The organism is Paraburkholderia sp. MM5384-R2 (genome assembly GCF_014201025.1).
Classification (GTDB): Bacteria; Pseudomonadota; Gammaproteobacteria; order Burkholderiales; family Burkholderiaceae; genus Paraburkholderia; species Paraburkholderia tuberum.
The window spans coordinates 92363-114058 of sequence record NZ_JACHDI010000016.1; the positions used below are offsets into that span (position 1 = coordinate 92363).

Sequence of the window (21696 nt, forward strand, 5' to 3'; positions counted from 1 at the left end):
CTGATTCGATTCGATGAACCACGACTTCTTTCTGATCGGCGTCGACGGCGGCGGCACCGGCACGCGCGTCGTGCTCGGCGACGCGCAGGGCCGCGAACTGGCGCAAGCGGCAAGCGGCCCATCGGGCCTTGGGCTCGGCATCCCGCGCGCATGGCAGTCCATTCAGGCCGCCTGCGGCGAAGCGTTCCAGCGAGCCGGAGTCGCGCTGGACTGGTCGCGCTGCGTGCTCGGTTGCGGACTGGCGGGCGTCAACAATCGCGACTGGCTCGCCGAGTTTCACCAGCAGGCGCCGCGGCTCGCCGGACTGGCCGTCGAAACCGACGCCTACACGACCCTGCTCGGCGCGCACGACGGCGCGCCCGGCGTGATCGTCGCACTCGGCACCGGCAGCGTCGCGGCTTCGCTCGCGAGCGACGGCGAATTCCGCATGGCCAGCGGCTACGGCTTTCCATCGGGCGACGAAGCGAGCGGCGCGTGGCTCGGCCTCCGGCTGATCGTGCACGCGCAACAGGCGCTGGACGGCCGCGTTGCCGTCGACGATCTCACGCAAGCGCTGCTCGCGCATACCGGCGCGCGGGATCGCGACAGTCTCGTCGTGTGGCTGTGCACGGCCAATCAGACTGCCTACGCGCGGCTCGCACCGATCGCGATCGAACACCGCGCACATCCGTTCGCGACGCGGCTGCTCGGCGAGGCCGGCGTCGAAGTCGGCAAGATGATCGCCGCGCTGGACGCGACGGGCGCGCTGCCGGTCGCGTTATGCGGAGGCCTCGGTACGCCGTTGCGCAAGTACGTGCCGCGGGCGTATCAGGCGCGCCTGCGCGAGCCGCGGGCGGATTCGGCGCATGGCGGCTTGCAACTGGCGCGGCGCGAGGCGCAGCGGCTGGCTCGAGGAGACCTGTAAAATACCCGCTTTGACGCTGCCTCGACGGCTCAGCCGCCGGACTCACCATGTATAAAGTCATCGCCACGGATCTCGACGGCACACTGCTCAACGCCGATCACCAGGTAGACCCGTTCACGGTCGCCACGGTGCGCAAGCTCGAAAGCGACGGGCTGCAGTTCGTCATCGCCACCGGGCGGCATTACTGCGACGTCGCGGGCATCCGCGATCTGCTCGGCATCAATCCGTATCTGATCACGTCGAACGGCGCGCGCATTCACGCGCCTGGCAACACGGTGATCCACGCCGACGATTTGCCGCCGGCGATCGTCCAGCGTCTCGTGCAGCCCGAAATTGTCGGCGCGCATGGTCGAGTGATCGTCAGTCTGTTTGCAGACGAGGCGTGGCTCATCGACCGCGACGCGCCCCATCTGCTGGAATTTCACCAGGATTCCGGCTTCACGTACGAAGTGACCGACCTGCCGAAGCACGATGGCGTCGACATTGCCAAGGCGCTGTATATCGGCGACCCCGCCGATCTCGCGCAGGTGGCCGCCAATCTGGAACGCGACTTCGGCGAACGACTGTACGTGACGTATTCATTGCCGGATTGTCTCGAAGTGATGACCGCGAATGTGTCGAAGGGGCGCGCCCTGCAGATCGTGCTCGAGCGTCTCGGTGTCGACGCGTCGCACTGCGTCGCGTTCGGCGACAACATGAACGATATCGATCTGCTCGAGACGGCCGGCCATCCATTCATGATGAACAACGCCAATCCCGATCTGATCACCCGTCTGCCGCATGTGCCGCGCATCGGCAACAATTTCGAGGCGGGCGTTGCGCATCATCTGCGCAAACTGTTTGCGATCAACGACGAACTGGCATCTTGAACCGTAGTCACTGCGATTGAAAGCGGCCCGCATCCGCTCGCGTGGATGCGGGCCGCAAAAGTTGCTCGCGCAGCGCGCAGCGTGCGCTCTGCTTGCGCTCGTCAATCCCGCCAGCCGCGGTGCTCGCCTCGATTGTCATGACCCCAGCGACGGTTGTCGTGACCCCAGCCGCGATCATCGCGGTGATAGTCGCGGTAGTAGTCACCACGCGGGTAGCGATGATCCCAGCCGCCGTAATACACCGGCGCGGGCGCGGCGTAGACGCTCACGGGCGCGGCATAAACCGGGGCGCCGAGCGATAGGCCGACGCTCAGATCCGTATGCGCCTGCGCGACACCGCATGCGCCCGCCGCGAGTCCGGCAGCAACCAGCAAGTGAGTGACGATGCGTTTCATGTTGGTCTCTCCTGTGAGGCGACGTAGGTTTGTCGCACAGGACCAATGTACGCACTCGAGGCGGGCTGGACTGCGACCAGATGTTACGGACTGCAAGCATCGTCGAAGTCATCGAAGCTAGAAAAAACGCTCGCGCGGACGTTGCGCGCAAATACCTTACTTCGCTTGCAGCCGCGCCGCACGGGGCTTTGCGGCCGGTCAATTCAAGCCGGCAGGCGGCTCGTCGCGCACGCTCGCCGCTTGCCGCGCCGGCGCACGTAAACACGGCTTACATCTGTATTGCTCAATTAATCCGCCGCGGGCGCCGAAGCGGCCGAAGTTGCGGAAGAGGCGGCCCCTGCCGAAGATGCCGACACTCCCGGCAAGGCCGCGCAAGGGCAATCGGTTGCCCGCCCATCGAGCCCTTCGCGATCGTGTTTGAAGCTCGCGCGCGGCGTGCCGTTCTGCCAGTCGAGTCGGACGATGTAAATGCTGTCGAAGTCGTCGCTTTGCCATTTCGGCACGTCGGCCGCGCGACCGCCATGCGTGCTCAACATCAGCCGCAACAGCTTCTCGATCAGCTTGTGCTCCCAGGCAACGACGATCAGCTTGCCGCGATTGGCCGGGTCGACGAGCGCGTTGCCGAGCTGGTCGATCTGCGCAAAACCGTACGGTGTTTGGACCGGCATCTGGAATTGAATCGCGGTCGGTTCGATCGTCGCGAGCGGGCGCACGTAATAGTACGGATGACCGCCGTCGTCTTTTTGCTGGCCGGGGTCGGGCGCGTAGATCGCATCGGGTTTGCCGAATTTGGCGGCGATCACGGCCGGCAACGCGAGCGCGCGGTTGAGCCCCTGGCAGTCTAGCTGGCCGTACCCCTGCGTGGGTTTCTCGCCGTGCCGAACGAATACGAGGGTTTCGATATTGCCGCCCGCCGCCGCAACGACGGGGGCAGCGGTTGCAACGACGGTCGCCGTGTTCGTCGCCGCGGACGCGGCCGGCAACGCCATCGTGCTCGCGCACAGGCCGCCGAGCGACAGTGCGACGCCATGCAGGAATCCGCGGAAACGGTTCATCGAAAGCACCTGTGCGAGGCTGGGAAGTCGCCCGATTCTAGCAGCGGTGCCCACCGGCACGCGGCCGGCGCGGCATTCATATCGCATTGGCGAGCGCAATGAATAATGGGCGCCGAGGCGCCCATTCATGCCCACTACGCGACGATCGCGGGACCGGCGCGTCGAACTGGCCGTCAGTCGAGCGCCAGCTTGCGCGCATCGCTGCTGCGATCCTCAGCGATCAGCGGATAGACGACACCTGCGATCACCGCACCGATGATCGGCGCAACCCAGAACAGCCACAGCTGATCGATCGCCACGCCGCCGACGAATAGCGCCGGGCCCGTCGAGCGCGCCGGATTGACCGACGTATTGGTGACAGGAATCGAGACCAGATGGATCAGCGTCAGGCACAGGCCGATCGCGATGGGCGCGAAGCCGGCCGGCGCGCGGCGGTCGGTCGCGCCGAGAATCACGAACAGGAAGAAGCCAGTCATTACCACTTCGCAAATGAAGGCAGCGGCGAGCGAGTAGTGACCCGGCGATTGCTCGCCGTAACCGTTCGTCGCGAAGCCGCTCGCGACCAGGTCGAAGCCAGGCTTGCCCGACGCGATCAGCGACAGCACGAATGCGCCGAGCACCGCGCCGACCACCTGTGCGACGACATAGGGCAGAAGATCGCGCACCGGAAATCGGCCGGCGACGGCCAGTCCGACGCTCACCGCCGGATTCAGGTGGCAGCCTGAAATGTGGCCGATCGCAAAAGCCATCGTCAGCACGGTCAGGCCGAAGGCCAGCGACACGCCGACGAAGCCGATGCCCAATCCGTGAACCGGCCCGGCGAAGTTGGCGGCGAGGACCGCGCTGCCGCAGCCTCCGAGCACGAGCCAGAAGGTGCCGACCAATTCGGCAACGAGGCGCTTTGACAACTGCATTTTTGGTGATCCTAAAAAGAATGGGTACTTCAGAAGCACGCATCGAAACGGGCGAGTACGTACCTTGAGCGCGCAATTCTAGGCAGACAGCGCCAAATCGAGTGTCAAAGATTGTCAATCCGCACAAAATTTATAAACTATTGCGAGATAAAGCGCAGCTTTTACAATTCACACTCTTTAATAATTATCAGAGGAAAATTCGCTAAACCGGTATTAGCCGCCATTGCGAATTTTTATAATTGCAGCTAGTCTGCGGTCGAATGAGTTCTAGAAAAGGGGAGAACCGAATGTCTCAATATGCAGACCTCAAGGCGCAGATTGCCAAATTGCAGGCACAGGCAGAAGAAGCGCGACGCACGGAAATCGACAATGTCGTCGCCGACATCCGCCAAAAGATCGCCGAATACGGTCTGACCGCGCAGGATCTCGGTTTCGCGGTCGCCGCCAAGCGCGGCCGCCCGCCCAAGAAGACGCCGCTGCCGGCGAAATATCAGGACCCGAAGTCGGGCAATACGTGGAGCGGGCGCGGCAAGCCGCCCAAATGGATCGTCGGCAAGAATCGCGAGCGATTTCTGATTGGCTCGGCGTGACGCCCGGCCGACCTGATGTGAGACGAGGTGAAGGCGGTCTGAAGGTTTCTTTGCTGTTTGGCTTATTCGCCGCGCGCAAATCCACCGTGGAAGCGCAACCATCCCTGTATTAAAAAAGCCGCCCATACAGGGCGGCTTTTTCGCGTCCGGCAGCCAAAAGACTTCGTTTTTCGCTCGCGCAAACGATTCCGATGCCGGACTCGCCGCTATTGCGGCGTTATAAGCGAAGGTTCACAGCGCCGCTTCAATGCGGGCCGAAAACGGCCAGCCGTAAAAGCGCCGGCCGTTTTCATGCGCGCCTAGCCGACCGCGACCTGGCGCAATACCGGGCGCCGCGACGTTTCAATCAAGGCGGAATAGCCGTCGATATAGTTCCGCGCCATCGTTTTCGAACTGAAGCGGCGTTCGAACTGGGCGCGGATTTCGATGCGCGACAGCTCGTCGAGACGCTGCAGAGCCGCTACCGCGCCGTGCACGTCCTCGACGATATAGCCGGTCACGCCGTGGTCGATCACCTCAGGCACGGAGCCGCGGTTGAACGCGATAACCGGCGTGCCGCAGGCCATCGACTCGATCATCACGAGGCCGAACGGCTCGGACCAGTCGATCGGGAACAGCAGCGCCTTCGCGCCCGACAGAAACTCGGGTTTCTGCGCCTCGTTGATCTCGCCGACGAACTCGACATGCGCCATCGACAGCAGCGGCTCGATCTCGCGCTTGAAGTACTCCATGTCGACCTTGTCCACCTTGGCGGCGATCTTCAGCGGCAGACCGCTTTGCGCGGCGATCCTGATAGCTGTATCGACGCGTTTTTCCGGGCAGATGCGGCCGAGGAACGCGAGATATTCGGGCTTCTTGTGCGGCTGCGGCGTCAGCAACTGGTCCGGCAGACCGTGATAGATCGTGTTGAGCCAGTTGGCCTGCTGCAGCGGCAGACGCTGCGAATCCGAAATCGACACGACCGGCACATGCGAGAACGCGTCGAACACCGGCTGTAATTCCGGCAGGTCGAGACGACCGTGCAGCGTGGTCACGAACGGCGTGTCCATCGTCGTGAACAGAGGGAACGGCAGGTAGTCGAGATGAAAGTGCAGCACGTCGAACTCGTGCGCGATCTTGCGGACCTTTTCCATCATCAGCACGTGCGGCGCCAATGCATCGCGAATCGTCGGATCGAGGCGCAGCGCGCGCGGCCAGCATGCCTCGAGATTGGCGGACGTGACCGAGTCGCCGCTCGCGAACAGCGTGACGTCATGGCCGAGCTCGACCAGCGCTTCGGTCAGATACGACACGACACGTTCGGTGCCGCCATAGAGTTTCGGTGGGACAGCTTCGTAGAGCGGCGCGACTTGTGCGATTCGCATGCGTTTTCTCCTGTGTCGATCAGAGTTGGCGCTGTGGCGCCGACCCGGATCCCATGCGGATTTTTGATACTTACCGGGGCTTCGTACGACGGCTGAATGGCGCGTGGTACGTCAGCCTGACCGGACGGTTGGGCGCGGTTTGCCCCGCCCGAGGGTGCTCCGAAATAGCTATCGGGTAATCCCTGAGCCTTCATTATCGGGATCGACCGCGGTAATTCGAGTTATTTTTCAAACGCTTAATGTTGTTACAGCGCGAAACATCGACCGTTACAGCTGCCGCGCAAGGTCGAGCCGCAAACAGGTCCTCATAATCGGGAAGCGTAATTCCGCCGACTCAACCAGGCTCGACAGGCGAAATGCACCGTAGCAAGCGGCGGACCCGAGGGTCGGATAAGCCGGGAAAGGTCTCTGACCGAGCCAGATTGCAGCCGGGTGAAAACGTCTTATAATTCTTTTCCACCGTTTTACGGTGCGGCGGTGAAGTTCTGAAAACTCACCATCCGGTACACGCCGCAGCCGTATAAATTCCCAGCGCGCATCGTCAGTCCCGCCCCGCGCATCAATTCGGCCCAATTCGTGCCTCGCCGCAACCCGGGTTGTAGGAATAATTCCTACACAAATGACGGATTAATCCGTCACCTAGCTGGGGTGTCTCTCCGATTTTCGGCTGTGCCCCCTTTCGAGACAATGCTTGCAAGACCAGAGACGAGCGGATTCGCGCGGATTCAGCGCGCGCGTTCGAGCAAACGTTTCCGCAAAAATCGGCCTGACCAGCCGGGCATACGAACGGGGGAAATCATGAGCACGACTAGCCATATGCTCAGTGAGATCAGGGAAGTCAATCTTTCCTATCTGCTGCTCGCCCAGCGTCTGCTGCGCGAAGACAAGCCGATGGGCATGTTCCGCATGGGTATTTCGGACCAGCTGGCCGACGTGCTCGCCAATCTGTCGTTGGCGCAGACCGTCAAGCTCGCGGCGTCCAACCAGATGCTGTGCCGCTTCCGCTTCGACGATCACGCGGTGCTGTCCGCCCTCGCGGACAAGGACAAGTCCAGCGCGATGGCGCAGGCTCATTCGGCGATCCTGATGGCGAGCCAGCCGGTCGAGCAGATCGGCTGATGGCCAGTAAGAGCGTCGTACTCGAAGTCCGGGAAATCACCCTCGCGATCGAGCTGATCGAACTGGGCGCGCGTCTGCAATTGCTCGAGGCGGAAACCAGCCTGTCGCGCGACCGGCTCGTCAAGCTGTACAAGGAATTGAAACGGGTGTCGCCGCCCAAGGGCATGCTGCCGTTTTCGACCGACTGGTTCATGACCTGGCAGCCGAACTTTCATTCGTCGCTGTTCTACAACATCTACCGTTTCATGGCCGGTCACGGCGGCTGCCGCGCGATCGAATCGATCGTGAAGAGCTACCGGCTGTATCTCGAGCACATGCAGTTGCACGACGACGAGCCGGTGCTCAGTCTCACGCGCGCCTGGACGCTGGTGCGCTTCTTCGACTCGGGCATGCTGCAGATGAGCACCTGCCGCCGCTGCGGCGGCCACTTCGTCGCGCACGCGCACGATCCGCAGCACGGGTTCGTGTGCGGGCTGTGTCAGCCGCCGTCGCGCGCGGGCAAGACGAAGAAGGCGGCGCAAACGCGGGCCGAGCGGCAAATCGCCGTCGCCGGAGTCCCGGCCGAGGTGCCGCAAGTGTCCGACGCGCGAGCTCACGAGGCCCGCTGCCCCGCCCCCACGCTCGATACCGTAGTCACCGCCGAAGTCTGAGCAGCACGCGTTGAGGCAGCGCAAGCCTCTGGTTTACACCGGACTCGAGCGCCGTCTTTTTCCCCAAAGTTTTCCGCCCCGGTGCCGTAAACCTGACTAACGACGGTAACCGTCGCTTTTTTGTGAGGGCTCGGCAGTGCTGATTTTCGTGGGAACACTCGTGACGCTGTTGTCCGTTTTCGGCGGTTACGCGCTCGAAGGCGGCCATCTCGGCGCGCTGCTGCAACCCGTCGAGGTGCTGATGATCGTCGGCGCCGGAGTCGGCGCATTCATTCTCGGTAACGGGATGAAGACGATCCGGGCGACCCTGCGCGTCATTCCGACCCTGTTCAAGGGCGCGAAGTACAACAAGGACGTCTACATGGAGCTGATGGGGCTCCTGTACGTGCTGCTCGCGAAAGCGCGCAAGGAAGGCACGCTGACGCTCGAAGCCGACATCGACGATCCGTCGAAGAGCCCGATCTTCACGCAGTACCCGAAGATTCTCGCCGACAAGCACATCATCGAGTTCCTGACCGACTACCTGCGGCTGATGGTCGGCGGCAACATGAATGCATTCGAGATCGAAAGCCTGATGGACGAGGAGATCGAGACGCACCACCAGGAAGGCGAGGCGCCCGCGCACGCGCTGACCAAGGTCGGCGACGCGATGCCGGCGTTCGGTATCGTCGCCGCGGTGATGGGCGTCGTGCACACGATGGCCTCGGCCGACAAGCCGCCCGCGGTGCTCGGTGAAATGATCGCGCAGGCGCTCGTCGGCACGTTCCTCGGCATTCTGCTTTCGTACGGGCTGATCGGGCCGCTCGCCAGCGTCGCCGAGCAGCGCGTGACCGAGTCGACCAAGATGTTCCAGTGCATCAAGGTGACGATCCTCGCGAGCCTGAACGGCTACGCGCCGGCGATCGCGGTCGAGTTCGGCCGCAAGGTGCTGTTCTCGACCGAGCGCCCGTCGTTCGCCGAGCTCGAAGAGCACGTGCGCCGCGTCAAGGCGAAATAAGCAGGCGACGGGAACCGAACCGATGAGCAGCAAGGACAAAGACCGCGCAATCGTCGTCAAGCGCAGCGCGCCGAAAAAGTCCGGTCATCACGGCGGCGCGTGGAAGCTCGCGTACGCGGACTTCATGACCGCGATGATGGCGTTCTTCCTGCTGATGTGGCTGCTGAGTTCGGCCTCCACCGTGCAACTGAAAGGTATCGCCGACTACTTCAACCAGCCGTTGAAGATCACGCTGTGGGGCGGCGATCGCAGCGCCGAAGACTCGAGCATCCTGAAGGGCGGCGGTCGCGACATCTCGACCGACGCGCAGGGCGTGACCCGCTCGACCGACGGCAGCAGCAGCCGCGCCGAGCGCACCGCGTCGCACAACGACGACGACTCCGTGAAGCAGCTGACGGGCGCGCTCGAACGCCAGGAACAGGTGCGTCTGCACGACCTGCAGGTCAAGCTGATGGCCGCGATCGAGGCGAACCCGGTGCTGCGCCAGTTCAAGCAGCAGATCCGCATCGACTCGACGCTGACCGGCCTGCGCATCGAGATCGTCGACTCGCAGAAGCGGCCGATGTTCGCGACCGCACGCGACGTCGTCGAGCCGTACATGCGCGACATCCTGCGCGAGATCGGCCACACGCTGAACGACGTGCCGAACCGCATCATCGTGCAGGGCCATACCGACGCCGTGCCGTACGCGGGCGGTGAGAAGGGCTATAGCAACTGGGAGCTGTCGGCCGACCGCGCCAACGCGTCGCGGCGCGAGCTGGTCGCGGGCGGCATGGACGAAACGAAGGTGATGCGCGTGCTCGGTCTCGCGTCGACGCAGAACCTGAACAAGGCGGACCCGCTCGATCCGGAAAACCGTCGCATCAGCATCATCGTGTTGAACAGGAGGTCCGAGGAGGCGCTCGATCACGACGACTCCACGACGACGACCCTGTCGGACGACGCAGCCGGCTCGAAGCCGCTGCTGCAAAGACTTGCGCAGCCGGTGACGGCTGCACCGAAGTTGCCGGCGGCGGCGCCACCGGCCCAGTAACAGACCGCGGCCGCCGGGCCGCGGCGCGCGCCCGCCCGGCGCGCACCGCCCGGCGACCCAGTGTTAAGCGCAGCGAGGTTTTCATGATCAGGCACATCCTGGCAATCGACGATTCGGCATCGATGCGGCAGATCCTCGCCGCGACGCTGACGGGCGCCGGCTATGAAGTCACGCTCGCGGCGGACGGCAACGAAGGGCTCGAAAACGCGCTCGCGATGGCGTTCGATCTCGTGTTGACCGACCAGCACATGCCCGGCAAGACCGGTCTCGATCTGATCACCGCGCTGCGCGGAAATCCGGCCTATCAGGCGACGCCCATCCTCGTCCTCACGACGGAATCGGGCGAACCCTTCAAAGAGGCGGCGCGCGCGGCGGGCGCGACCGGCTGGATCGAAAAGCCGCTCGACCCGGACATGCTGACCGAGCTGGTGGCGGCGCTGGCCGAACCGGACCCGGCTTGATCCGCGTCATCAACACCCTTTAGACACAGTACAGATAGCTCTCGACGCGCCTCTACGGCGACTCACGCCAGACAGGCACTCTCGCGGTGAACCAGGCATGACACTCGACATCACACAGTTCTATCAGACGTTCTTCGACGAAGCGGACGAACTGCTCGCGCAGATGGAGCAATTGCTGCTCAATCTCGACGTGGCCCACCCGGACCCCGAAGACCTCGCGGCGATCTTTCGCGCCGCGCATTCGATCAAGGGCGGCGCGGCGACGTTCGGTTTCACCGCGCTCACCGAGACCACGCACATTCTCGAGTCGCTGCTCGATCGCGCGCGCAACAACGAGCTGGTGCTGCGCAAGGACATGATCGACACGTTCCTCGAAACCAAGGACGTGCTGTCCGGCCAGCTCGCCGACTATCGCGCGAGCGCCGAGCCCGATGCGGCGGTGGCGCGCGCGATCTGCGCGAAGCTGGAGCAGCTGCACGCGGAAAGCCGCATGGGCGGCGCGCCGGCAGCGGCGGCGAGCGCCGAAACCGCGCCGGCCGTGAGCGCCCCCGCGCCGGCAGCCGCGCAGGCGACGGCAACCCAAACAACAACACAAGCAACCGCGGTACAGCAGCAAGGCGGCACCCCGCCCGAGCACGTCGTCGAACAGGCGGTGCAGGCGGCGGGCGAATGGATCGACGGCGAACCGGCACAGACCGGACAAGCCGCGGGCACGGCCGACAGCGCCGGCCCACATCTGAAAATTACGCTACGGGGCGTGGGAGAGAAAGACCAGGAACTGCTCACCGAAGAGCTGGGCAACCTGGGCAACATCGTCGGGCAGGCCAAGAGCGGCAGCGATCTTACGCTGTGGCTCTTGAGCGACGTATCTTCCGACGACATCATCGCCGTGTGCTGCTTCGTGATCGACGAAAGTCAGATCACGATCGGCCGTGGCACCGCGCCGGCGGACGACGCGCAGCAGGGCGAACCTGGAACGCCCGACGCTGCCGCTCCGACACCGGCGCAATCCGCGCAGGTCGCGCCCGCCGCTCCCGCGGCGCAAGCGCAGGCGCAGCCGGTCCTTCACACGGACCCCGCAGCATCGTCGACCCCGGCGGCCCTCACCGCTGCGGCCGCAAGCCCGCCCGCTCAGGCGGACAGCATCGAGCCGCCGCCTGCGGCACCCGCGGCGGCTCAGGCGGCGGCCAAACCAGCTTCGGCCGCGTCCGCCGATCAGGACCGCAAGGCGGCCCGTCCGGCCGCCGCGGCGGCCGGCGGCGAAGGCAGCTCGATTCGCGTCGGCGTCGAGAAGGTCGATCAGCTGATCAACCTCGTCGGCGAGCTGGTGATCACGCAGGCGATGCTCGCGGAGACCACCAGCACCTTCGATCCGGCGCTGCACGACCGGCTCTTCAACGGCATGGCGCAACTCGAGCGCAACGCGCGCGATCTGCAGGAAGCGGTGATGTCGATCCGCATGATGCCGATGGATTACGTATTCAGCCGCTTCCCGCGTCTGGTGCGCGATCTCGCGGCGAAACTCGGCAAGGAGGTCGAACTCGTCACCTTCGGTCAGGCGACCGAACTCGACAAGAGCCTTATCGAACGGATCATCGACCCGTTGACGCACCTCGTGCGCAACAGTCTCGACCACGGCATCGAAACCGTCGAGGCGCGGCGCGCGGCGGGCAAGGATTCCACCGGTCAGCTGGTGCTGTCGGCGGCGCACCACGGCGGCAACATCGTCATCGAGGTCAGCGACGACGGCGCGGGCCTGCGCCGCGACAAGATTCTCGCGAAGGCAGCCAAGCAGGGCATGCAGGTCAGCGAAACGATGAGCGACGAGGAAGTCTGGAACCTGATCTTCCTGCCGGGCTTCTCGACCGCCGAGCAGGTCACCGACGTGTCCGGCCGCGGCGTCGGTATGGACGTGGTGAAGCGCAACATCCAGTCGATGGGCGGTCACGTCGAGATCACGTCGCACGCGGGCAAGGGCAGCACCACGCGGATCGTGCTGCCGCTCACGCTCGCGATCCTCGACGGCATGTCGGTGAAGGTCGGCAACGAGATCTTCATCCTGCCGCTGAACTTCGTGATGGAGTCGCTGCAACCGCGAGCCGAAGACATTTACACGGTCGCCAACGGCGAGCGCGTGGTGCGCGTGCGCGGCGAATACCTGCCGCTGGTCGCGCTGCACGAGGTGTTCAACGTGTCGGATGCGAAGCAGGAACCGACCCAGGGCATCGTCACGATCATGCAGACCGAGGGACGGCGCTTCGCGATGCTGATCGATGAACTCGTCGGCCAGCAGCAGGTGGTCGTGAAGAATCTGGAAACGAACTACCGCAAGGTGCACGGCATTTCCGCGGCGACCATTCTGGGCGACGGCAGCGTCGCGCTGATCGTGGACGTCGCGGCGCTGAACCGCGAATCGCGTCATGCGCATGGGCATGCGCAGGCGATGAGCCTCGCGTAACGCACGCGGCAAACGCGGCACTGACAGACATCGCAGCACAACTTCAACTCAATTCATCCCAACCGTTTGGGGGCTAACGTGGCAGAAGTCCAATCCATCAATTCGAGCGTCGCGAACGCGAGCGGTACGAATGGCCGCCGCGACGCGCAGGCGGACGCCGGCGGTCAGGAATTCCTCGTCTTCACGCTCGGCGCGGAAGAGTACGGCATCGACATCCTGAAGGTGCAGGAAATCCGCGGCTACGACAACGTGACGCGCATCGCCAACGCGCCCGAGTTCATCAAGGGCGTGATCAACCTGCGCGGCATCATCGTGCCGATCGTCGACATGCGGATCAAGTTCCATCTCGGCCGCGTCGAGTACGACCATCAGACCGTCGTGATCATCCTGAACGTCGCGCATCGCGTGGTCGGCATGGTCGTGGACGGCGTGTCGGACGTGCTGACGCTCGCGGTCGATCAGATCATGCCGGCACCGGAATTCGGCGCGACGCTGACGACCGAATACCTGACCGGTCTCGGCACGGTCGACGGCCGCATGCTGATCCTGATGGACATCGAGAAGCTGATGACCAGCTCCGAGATGTCGCTGACCGAAACGCTCGGCGTCTGAGCGCAGGCAGTAACGGAACCCGGCACAAGGAGCATCAAAATGCTGAGCAGGTGGTCGATCCGCACGTCGCTGACGATGGTGGGGATTCTTCTGGTGACGCTGACCGTGGTGGTCGGCGCGCTCGGGCTGACCGCGCTGAATCGCGCGAGCGGCTCGCTCGATCGCATCGCACGCGGCGAACTGGTCGCGATTCATGCGCTCGACGATGCGTCGGCGTATCTGTTGCGTTCGCGCATCGCGATCGACCGCTTCAACACGCTGACGGCCGCCGGTAACGCGGACGAGGCGAAGAAGGCGCTCGATCGCGCGCAGGAGCTGCTCGGCAAGAGCAAGCAGAGCTGGCAGGCGTATCTCGACGCGCCGAAGCACGGCGTCGAGCAAACCTTGCTCGACGATGTGCTCGCGAAGCACACGACGGTGATGCACGACGGCGTCGACGTCGAATTCGCCGCGTTGAACGCGAACAATCCCGATGCGTATCACGCGGTCGCGGACACGAAGATCAGCCCGATGTTCATCGCCTACGACGCGGCCGCCGCCGCGGTGATCCAGGCGTTGCGGCAGAGCGTGGCCGATCAGGAAACGAGCGCGCAGTCGAGCGCGTCGCTGATGATCATGCTGATCGGCGTGACCACGGTGTTCGCGCTGCTGGTGGTGGTCGGCATCCGTTTCGCGCTGCGCGGTCTCATCGTGCAGCCGCTGAACGACGCGACCGCTTGTTTCGAGCGGATCGCTGGGGGCGACCTGTCCACCCCCGTCGAGGTGTTCAGCAACAATGAAATCGGCCGCCTGTTCGCGGGCATCAAGCGGATGCAGGAAAGCCTCGCGACGATGGTGCGCGCAGTGCGCAGCGGCACCGAATCGATCGACACCGGCGCGCGCGAAATCGCGATGGGCAACACCGATCTGTCGCAGCGCACCGAGCAGCAAGCGGCGTCGCTGCAGGAAACCGCATCGAGCATGGATCAACTGACCGGCACCGTGCGGCAGAACACCGAGAACGCGCGCCAGGCGAGCCAGCTCGCCGTCAACGCGTCGGACATCGCGACGCGCGGCGGCGACGTGGTGAGCCAGGTCGTCACGACGATGCAGGAAATCGCGACCAGTTCGAACAAGGTCGTCGACATCATCGGCGTGATCGAGGGCATCGCGTTCCAGACCAACATCCTCGCGCTGAACGCGGCGGTCGAAGCCGCACGCGCGGGCGAACAGGGCCGCGGTTTCGCGGTCGTCGCGGGCGAAGTGCGCAGCCTCGCGCAGCGCAGCGCGAGCGCCGCGAAGGAGATCAAGGAGCTGATCGGCGATTCGGCCGACAAGGTCAGGAGCGGCTCCGAGCTGGTCGGCCGCGCGGGCACGACGATGGACGAAATCGTGCAGGCGGTGCGTCGCGTGACCGACATCATGGGCGAGATCAGCGCGGCGTCGGAAGAGCAGTCGGGCGGCATCGAGCAGGTCAACCGCGCGGTCGTGCAGATGGATTCGGTCACGCAGCAGAACGCGGCGCTGGTCGAACAGGCGGCGGCCGCGGCGGCGTCGCTCGAAGATCAGACGCGGCAGTTGCAGGCGGTGCTGGGCGGCTGGAAGGTAACCGGCACACCGGCGCGTCAGAGCGCCCCGGCGACGCCTGCACAGACGCCCGCGCGGCCCGCCAGGGCTGCACCGCAAGCGGCGAGCGCGGCGACTCCGGTGAACCCGGTGGGCGCGAGCAAGGAATCGAAGGCAACCGCGGCGAGCGCGGCGACCCCGACGCAGCACGACGCGGCCGCACGCGTCGAACCGGCATTGAAGCCCCGGCCGGCCGCAGCCGCGGCTCGCGTCGCGACCGACACGCCCACGCGCGCCGCTCCGCCGGGCACGGCGAAGGCGAGCTCGGACGCGGACTGGGAAACGTTTTAGGCAACGGCAGAGTGACATGTGGTCAACCGGCATCGCGCCCGCGGATGGGCGAAGCATCGAAGCACGCACAGCACGCGTGTCGCGAGCCGGCCATATGTCGATGGTACTCGCGGGAGGGCGCGACCCCGCGACGACAATTCCTACCTCCCAGGCAGTCCGGCTGGGCGGCGAGCGTGATGGCTCATATCGCAGACAGGAATTTTCATGATGGCAACGCGCGCAACACAACGCCCCGCGCGGGCAGCACCTGACCGCACAGAGCCGGCCAGGTCCGTCGAGACGGGCCGCGATTTCGAATTTACGGCGGCCGATTTCGCCCGCATCCGCGACCTGATTCATCGCGGGGCGGGCATCTCGCTGTCGGACCACAAGCGCGACATGGCGTATAGCCGCCTCGCGCGCCGCTTGCGGGCGCGCGGCATCGATACGTTCCGGCAGTATCTCGATCTGCTCGAAGCGGAAAACGATCCGGCCGAGTGGGAAGCGTTCACCAATGCCTTGACCACCAACCTCACGGCGTTTTTCCGCGAAGCCCATCACTTTCCGATCCTCGCCGAGTTCGTGCCGCGCCGTGCGCAACCGGTGTCCGTGTGGTGCTCGGCGGCATCGACGGGCGAGGAACCGTACTCGATCGCGATGACGCTGATCGAAGCGCTCGGCGACAGCGGCGCGCGCCAGGCGTCGGTGCTCGCGACCGACATCGACACCCAGGTGCTCGCGAAGGCCGAGGCCGGCGTCTACCAGTTCGACCAGGTCAAGCACCTGTCGCCCGAGCGGTTGAAGCGCTTCTTCCTGAAGGGCACGGGCGCGCAAGCGGGGATGGTCAAGGTGCGTCCCGAAGTGCGCGCGCTCGTGCGCTTCGAGCAACTGAACCTGACCAATCGCGATTACCAGTTGCGCACGCAGTTCGACGCGATCTTTTGCCGCAACGTGATGATCTATTTCGACAAGCCGACGCAGGCGCAGGTGCTGACGCGCTTCGAGCCGCTGATGAAATCGGGCGGCCTGTTGTTCGCCGGCCATTCGGAAAACTTCACGTACGTGACGCAAGCGTTCCGGCTGCGCGGCCAGACCGTCTACGAACTGACGCGCGACGCGGGCGGCGCGCGCGCGCCGTCGCGCGCCAACGCGCCTGACGCGCATCAATCGAGCGGGGTGGCCGCATGAGCAGCACGCTGCCGATCGCTTCGAACCTGTACTACGACAACCACTTCCAGCGCCCCGGCGTGAAGCTGTTGCCCAACGAGTTCTATACGACGAGCGAAGACATGGTGCTCGTGACCGTGCTCGGCTCGTGCGTCGCGGCCTGCATCCAGGACCGCACCGCGGGCATCGGCGGCATGAATCACTTCATGCTGCCCGACGACGGCGCCGACGTCGCGCAGGCCGCGTCGGACTCGATGCGCTACGGCGCGTACGCGATGGAAGTGCTGATCAACGAACTGATCAAGGCGGGCGGGCGGCGCGAGCGCTTCGAGGCCAAGGTGTTCGGCGGCGGCGCGGTGCTCGCGGGCATGACCACGATGAACATCGGCGATCGCAACTCCGAGTTCGTGCGCCGCTATCTGGCCACCGAAAAGATCCGCATCGTCGCCGAGGACCTGCAGGGCTCGCACCCGCGCAAGGTCGCGTTCATGCCGCGCAGCGGTCAGGTGATGGTGAAGAAATTGCGCTTGCAACAGGAAGCGGGCGTCGCCGAGCGCGAACAGGCGCTCGTGCGGCAAAGCGCCGAAGCACGCGCGGAGCGGCTCGCCGCCGCGCGCAAGCGGGTCGAGCTGTTCGCGAAGCCGGCCGCCGCCGCCGCGCGGCCGAGAATCGAACTGTTCGGCGCGAACCCGCGCCCGACTCATTCCAACAAAGCCAGAACCACAGAGGAGGCGTGAGCGCTGTGCAAAAGATCAAGGTATTGTGCGTCGACGATTCGGCGCTGATCCGCAGCCTGATGACCGAAATCATCAATAGCCAGCCGGACATGACGGTGGTCGCGACGGCACCCGATCCGCTCGTCGCGCGCGAGCTCATCAAGCAGCACAACCCGGACGTGTTGACGCTCGACGTCGAAATGCCGCGCATGGACGGCCTCGACTTTCTCGAGAAGCTGATGCGTCTGCGGCCGATGCCGGTCGTGATGGTGTCGTCGCTGACCGAGCGCGGCAACGAAATCACGCTGCGCGCGCTCGAACTCGGCGCGGTCGATTTCGTGACCAAGCCGAAGGTCGGCATTCGCGACGGCATGCTCGACTACGCGGAAAAGCTCGCCGACAAGGTTCGCGCGGCAGCCCGCGCGCGCGTACGCCAGGCGGCGCCGGCGCAGCATGCGGCCAGCCAGGCCGCGCAGGCGTCGGCCGGCGCCGCGCCGCTCTTCAACAACCCGCTGCTGAGTACCGAGAAGCTGGTTATCGTCGGCGCCTCGACGGGCGGCACCGAAGCGATCCGCGAAGTGCTGGTGCCGCTGCCGCCCGACGCGCCCGCGGTGCTGATCGCGCAGCACATGCCGCCGGGCTTTACGAAATCTTTCGCGCAACGCCTCAATGGTTTGTGCCGGATTACCGTTAAAGAAGCGGAGCACGGCGAGCGTGTGCTGCCGGGGCACGCGTACATCGCGCCGGGCCATGCGCATCTGTTGCTCGCGAGGAGCGGTGCGAACTATATTGCGCATCTGTCCGACGACCCGCCGGTGAACCGGCATCGTCCGTCGGTCGATGTGCTGTTCCGTTCGGCCGCGCAGCATGCGGGCAAGAACGCGGTCGGCGTGATCCTGACCGGCATGGGGCGCGACGGCGCGGCCGGGCTGCTGGAGATGAAAAAGGCCGGTGCCTACACGCTGGCGCAGGACGAGGCGAGTTGCATCGTGTTCGGCATGCCGCGCGAGGCGATCGCGCTCGGCGCGGCCGACGAAATCGCCGCGCTGCCGGACATGAGCCGGCGCGTGATGGCGCGTTTGTCGTCGATGGGTGACCGCGTTCAGCGGGTATGATGCGTGCCGGATGGGATGACGCGGCCGAGCGCCGCAACATGGATCAAGCAAAGGGAAAGAAATGGATAAGGGAATGAAGATTCTGGTGGTTGACGATTTTCCGACGATGCGCCGGATCGTCCGCAACCTGCTGAAGGAACTGGGCTACTCGAACGTCGACGAGGCGGAAGACGGCGCGGCCGGTCTCGCGCGTCTGCGCAGCGGCAGCTACGAGTTCGTGATCTCCGACTGGAACATGCCGAACCTCGACGGTCTCGCGATGCTGAAGGAAATCCGCGCCGACGCGAGCCTCGCGCACCTGCCGGTGTTGATGGTGACGGCCGAGTCGAAGAAGGAAAACATCATCGCGGCGGCGCAGGCCGGCGCGAGCGGTTACGTCGTCAAGCCGTTCACGGCCGCGACGCTCGACGAGAAGCTCAACAAGATCCTCGAGAAAATGGCGAAAGCCGGGAGCTGACGTGACGCCGCCGACCCAAACGCCTGGCGCCGAAGCGGGCAACGACAGCGGCGACTTCGCGTCGGACCGCATCCTTGCCCGCATCGGACAACTGACGCGCACGCTGCGCGATTCGATGCGCGAACTCGGGCTCGACAAGCACGTCGAGCGCGCGGCCGAAGCCGTGCCCGATGCGCGCGATCGTCTGAAGTACATCGCCGACATGACCGAGCAGGCCGCCGAGCGCGTGCTGTCGGCGATCGACATCGCGAAGCCGATCCAGGAGCAGTTGCAGAAAGACGCGGGCACGCTCGACGCGCGCTGGGAGCAGTGGTACGCGGCGCCGATCGAGCGCGAGGAAGTGCGCGCGCTGATGAACGACACGCGCACCTTCCTGCGCGGCGTGCCCGACGCGACCGGCGCGACCAACTCGCAGTTGATGGAGATCATGCTCGCGCAGGACTTCCAGGATCTGACCGGCCAGGTGATCAAGAAGATCACCGACGTCGTCTATCTGATCGAGCAGCAACTGCTCGGCGTGCTGGTCGAGAACATCGCGCTCGAGCGGCGCGAGCAGTTCGCGGCGAACGCCGCGGCTCTCAAGGCGGAGGTGTCGTCGACGGGCAGCCCGGAGCATCTGCTCAACGGTCCGCAGATCAATCCGGAAGGCAAGACGGATGTGGTGCAGGATCAATCGCAGGTCGACGATCTGCTCGCGAGCCTCGGTTTCTGAGCAAGTGACTCGGCCCGGCAAGCGCGCCGGGCTGGTGGTTTCTCCGCGATTTGCGACAAACACGCGTTCAATGAGTACCGGCTACCCATCTTCCGTACGTTTTCCTGCTAGTAATAGTCGGCAAGTCGCGTGCGTGGGCGCGCCTTGCGCCGGCTGAAAGAATCCGCAGGCATACTACGATGTCAAAGCGGTACGGCACCCGGCTAGCGCGACGCCGGGTAGTCGCCCGGTGAGGGGATCCCTCAGCGTTGCGGCTGCGGCGGTGCCATATCATCTGCCTATAAGCGGCCGCTTCGCGCAGTCGGCGAAGCGTGCCGCGGCTCGGGAGGAGCTTCTCATGTGGAGTCGTATTGGTCGCGCCGGAGTCACGGCGCTCGTATTGCCATGTTCGTTACTGGCCCTGACGGCCGCGCAGTCCGCCCATGCGGCGCTGGGCAGCGCGCCGCTTACCGCCCCGTCCGACGCGTCGGTGTCCTCCCGCGTGGTGCAGCCCGCCAGCGGCACATCGCAAAGTGTCATGCGTTCTGAATCGAGCGCGGCGTCTTCAACATCTTCCACACCCGCTTCCTACACGGTACGCGAGACCACGTTCGGCAACGGCACCGTGGTGCGCGAATACCTGAGCACGAGCGGCGCGGTATTCGGCATTTCGTGGCATGGTCCGCAAATGCCCGATCTCAGTGATCTGCTCGGCAGTTATTTCCCGCAGTACGTGGCCGGCGTGAAGGCCGTGCGGGCCGCGCGCGGCAATGCGCGGGGGCCGGTCGCCGTCAACGACAGCGGGCTGGCGGTGCGTTCGGGCGGCCACATGGGCGCATTCAGCGGCGTCGCGTGGCTGCCCTCCGCGCTGCCGGCCGGCGTCAGCGGTTCCGACATCCAGTAACGGCGAGGACCACGATGCGAACCATGCTCACGACCGCGAACCTCAAAAGCTGGATGCAGGCCGCGCTTGCCGTGCTGCTCACGGCGACGCTCGTCGCCTGCGGCGGAGGCGGCGGTAGCGACAACAACTCCAGTTCCGACAATGGCAGCAACACCTCGAACGGACTGAACGGCGGTTCGCTGCCGGCCAGCCCGACCCAGCAGCCGATCTCCGCGAACGCGTCGAACACGGTGCCGATCACGGTCGGCCGGGGCGTGGCCGGTGTCATCAACATCCCGACCGTCAGCGTGAGGATCTGCGCGCCAGGCTCGACCAGCAACTGTCAGACCATCGACAATATCCAGGTCGACACCGGCTCGTTCGGCTTGCGCGTGGTCAGCTCCACGCTCAATTCGACGCTGCTCGGCGCGCTGCCGGTCAGCACGATTGGCAGCAACGGCGCGCAGCTCGCCGAGTGCGCGACCTTCGCGGACGGTTACACGTGGGGCTCGGTGCGCACCGCGATCGTGACGATCGGCGGTGAAACGACGACCAGCAGCATCCCGCTGCAGATCATCGGCGACAAGGCCGCGAGCACGGTTCCAAGCGGCTGCGGCAGCGGCCCGGCCGAAAACACGGCCGCCGATCTGGGCGCGAACGGCATCCTCGGCATCGGCACCGCGCTGACCGATTGCGGCGCAACCTGCGCGAACACGACGACCGCGGCGACCTACAGCAACTACTTCGCCTGTCCGAACGGCACGTCGTGCACGCGCACCGCGGTGCCGATTCCGCAACAGATCGCCAATCCGGTCTCGAAATTCCCACTCGACAACAACGGCGTGATCGTGCAGATGGCGCCGGTCTCGAACACCGGCCAGGCGTCGGCGACCGGCACACTGGTGTTCGGCATCGGCACGCAGGGGAACAACCCGCTTGCCGCTGCGCAGGTGTTCACGACCGACCCATACGGCGACCTCAACAACAGCACCTTCAACGGCAAGACCGTCCAGGCGTTCCTCGATTCCGGCTCGAACGCGTACTTCTTCAGCGATAGCACGCTCACGCTGTGCGGCAGCCAGTTCGCGGGCTTCTATTGCCCGTCGTCGGCGCAGACCCGCACGGTCACGCTGGTCGGGAAGAACAACGTGTCGGCGGTCGCGAGCATCGGCATCGTGAATGCGCAGACGCTGTTCGCCAACGGCGGCAACTACGCGTTCAACACTCTCGCCGGCCAGATCGGCGGCAACGCCAGCTTCGACCTCGGTCTGCCGTTCTTCTTCGGCCGCTACGTGTACTACCAACTCGATCAGACCGCGAGCGGCGGCCCCGCCCCCTTCGTCGGCTACTGAAGCCGCACGTCGATCCAAT

At 65.0% G+C, this 21696-nt stretch carries 22 protein-coding genes; 18 read left to right on the plus strand and 4 right to left on the minus strand.

Annotated elements, in window-relative coordinates; translation table 11 throughout:
• Positions 1 to 13 precede the first annotated feature (13 nt).
• Both HDG37_RS23680 and HDG37_RS23685 read left to right on the plus strand, forming a co-directional pair.
• Positions 14 to 904, plus strand: a complete 891-nt coding sequence (locus HDG37_RS23680; RefSeq protein ID WP_184051759.1) for a BadF/BadG/BcrA/BcrD ATPase family protein — start codon at positions 14 to 16, stop codon at positions 902 to 904.
• 47 nt (positions 905 to 951) lie between these two features.
• Positions 952 to 1773, plus strand: a complete 822-nt coding sequence (locus HDG37_RS23685) for a Cof-type HAD-IIB family hydrolase (RefSeq protein WP_184051761.1) — start codon at positions 952 to 954, stop codon at positions 1771 to 1773.
• Between the two features lie 101 nt (positions 1774 to 1874).
• Here the strand turns inward: HDG37_RS23685 and HDG37_RS23690 are convergent, their stop codons facing one another.
• From HDG37_RS23690 to aqpZ, 3 genes are all read right to left on the minus strand, one after another.
• Positions 1875 to 2168, minus strand: coding sequence for a PXPV repeat protein (locus HDG37_RS23690; protein ID WP_184051763.1), 294 nt, complete (start codon positions 2166 to 2168; stop codon positions 1875 to 1877).
• Positions 2169 to 2455: 287 nt separating this feature from the next.
• The gene (locus HDG37_RS23695) at positions 2456 to 3223 is read right to left on the minus strand and encodes a histidine phosphatase family protein (RefSeq protein ID WP_184051765.1); all 768 of its coding nucleotides are present in this window, start codon (positions 3221 to 3223) and stop codon (positions 2456 to 2458) included.
• Positions 3224 to 3396: 173 nt separating this feature from the next.
• Positions 3397 to 4137, minus strand: a complete 741-nt coding sequence (gene aqpZ / locus HDG37_RS23700; RefSeq protein WP_184051767.1) for an aquaporin Z — start codon at positions 4135 to 4137, stop codon at positions 3397 to 3399.
• A 287-nt stretch (positions 4138 to 4424) separates the two neighbouring features.
• Here aqpZ and HDG37_RS23705 point away from each other — a divergent pair, with 287 nt between their 5' ends.
• Positions 4425 to 4727, plus strand: coding sequence for an H-NS family nucleoid-associated regulatory protein (locus HDG37_RS23705; RefSeq protein WP_013090908.1), 303 nt, complete (start codon positions 4425 to 4427; stop codon positions 4725 to 4727).
• A 299-nt stretch (positions 4728 to 5026) separates the two neighbouring features.
• On the opposite strand, the gene HDG37_RS23710 is transcribed toward HDG37_RS23705, so the two are convergent.
• Positions 5027 to 6091: a glycosyltransferase family 4 protein gene (locus HDG37_RS23710; protein ID WP_184051769.1), complete on the minus strand. Its 1065-nt coding sequence runs from the start codon at positions 6089 to 6091 to the stop codon at positions 5027 to 5029.
• Between the two features lie 798 nt (positions 6092 to 6889).
• Between HDG37_RS23710 and flhD the strand changes: the two genes are divergently transcribed.
• The 15 genes from flhD to HDG37_RS23785 all read left to right on the plus strand — a co-directional run bounded on the left by flhD (position 6890) and on the right by HDG37_RS23785 (position 21677).
• A complete protein-coding gene (flhD, locus tag HDG37_RS23715; RefSeq protein WP_090802472.1) occupies positions 6890 to 7210 on the plus strand; it encodes a flagellar transcriptional regulator FlhD in 321 nt (106 codons plus the stop codon).
• A complete protein-coding gene (flhC, locus tag HDG37_RS23720) occupies positions 7210 to 7860 on the plus strand; it encodes a flagellar transcriptional regulator FlhC (RefSeq protein WP_184051773.1) in 651 nt (216 codons plus the stop codon). The genes flhD and flhC overlap by 1 nt, the downstream gene beginning before the upstream one ends.
• Before the next feature lie 136 nt (positions 7861 to 7996).
• On the plus strand, positions 7997 to 8857 hold the full coding sequence (gene motA, locus HDG37_RS23725) for a flagellar motor stator protein MotA (RefSeq protein ID WP_090802475.1): 861 nt from the start codon (positions 7997 to 7999) through the stop codon (positions 8855 to 8857).
• 22 nt (positions 8858 to 8879) lie between these two features.
• Complete coding sequence (motB, locus tag HDG37_RS23730; protein ID WP_184051775.1) at positions 8880 to 9890, plus strand: flagellar motor protein MotB; 1011 nt, start codon at positions 8880 to 8882, stop codon at positions 9888 to 9890.
• An 83-nt stretch (positions 9891 to 9973) separates the two neighbouring features.
• Positions 9974 to 10351 carry a response regulator gene (locus tag HDG37_RS23735; RefSeq protein WP_018418789.1) on the plus strand — a complete coding sequence of 126 codons (378 nt, stop codon included), beginning with the start codon at positions 9974 to 9976 and terminating at the stop codon, positions 10349 to 10351.
• Positions 10352 to 10448: 97 nt separating this feature from the next.
• Entirely contained in the window at positions 10449 to 12809 is a 2361-nt protein-coding gene (cheA, locus tag HDG37_RS23740; RefSeq protein ID WP_184051777.1) for a chemotaxis protein CheA, read from the plus strand.
• Between the two features lie 78 nt (positions 12810 to 12887).
• The gene (locus tag HDG37_RS23745) at positions 12888 to 13421 is read left to right on the plus strand and encodes a chemotaxis protein CheW (RefSeq protein ID WP_090802480.1); all 534 of its coding nucleotides are present in this window, start codon (positions 12888 to 12890) and stop codon (positions 13419 to 13421) included.
• A gap of 39 nt (positions 13422 to 13460) precedes the next feature.
• A complete protein-coding gene (locus HDG37_RS23750) occupies positions 13461 to 15317 on the plus strand; it encodes a methyl-accepting chemotaxis protein (protein ID WP_184051779.1) in 1857 nt (618 codons plus the stop codon).
• A 204-nt stretch (positions 15318 to 15521) separates the two neighbouring features.
• Entirely contained in the window at positions 15522 to 16484 is a 963-nt protein-coding gene (locus tag HDG37_RS23755) for a CheR family methyltransferase (protein WP_184051781.1), read from the plus strand.
• Positions 16481 to 17200, plus strand: coding sequence for a chemoreceptor glutamine deamidase CheD (gene cheD, locus HDG37_RS23760; protein ID WP_184051783.1), 720 nt, complete (start codon positions 16481 to 16483; stop codon positions 17198 to 17200). The genes HDG37_RS23755 and cheD overlap by 4 nt, the downstream gene beginning before the upstream one ends.
• Before the next feature lie 5 nt (positions 17201 to 17205).
• A complete protein-coding gene (locus HDG37_RS23765; RefSeq protein ID WP_184051914.1) occupies positions 17206 to 18294 on the plus strand; it encodes a chemotaxis response regulator protein-glutamate methylesterase in 1089 nt (362 codons plus the stop codon).
• A gap of 61 nt (positions 18295 to 18355) precedes the next feature.
• The gene (cheY, locus tag HDG37_RS23770; RefSeq protein ID WP_018418782.1) at positions 18356 to 18751 is read left to right on the plus strand and encodes a chemotaxis response regulator CheY; all 396 of its coding nucleotides are present in this window, start codon (positions 18356 to 18358) and stop codon (positions 18749 to 18751) included.
• Position 18752: 1 nt separating this feature from the next.
• Entirely contained in the window at positions 18753 to 19463 is a 711-nt protein-coding gene (gene cheZ, locus HDG37_RS23775) for a protein phosphatase CheZ (protein ID WP_184051785.1), read from the plus strand.
• Positions 19464 to 19800: 337 nt separating this feature from the next.
• A complete protein-coding gene (locus HDG37_RS23780) occupies positions 19801 to 20346 on the plus strand; it encodes a DUF2844 domain-containing protein (protein WP_184051787.1) in 546 nt (181 codons plus the stop codon).
• A 14-nt stretch (positions 20347 to 20360) separates the two neighbouring features.
• Entirely contained in the window at positions 20361 to 21677 is a 1317-nt protein-coding gene (locus HDG37_RS23785; RefSeq protein ID WP_184051789.1) for a DUF3443 domain-containing protein, read from the plus strand.
• Positions 21678 to 21696: the final 19 nt, after the last annotated feature.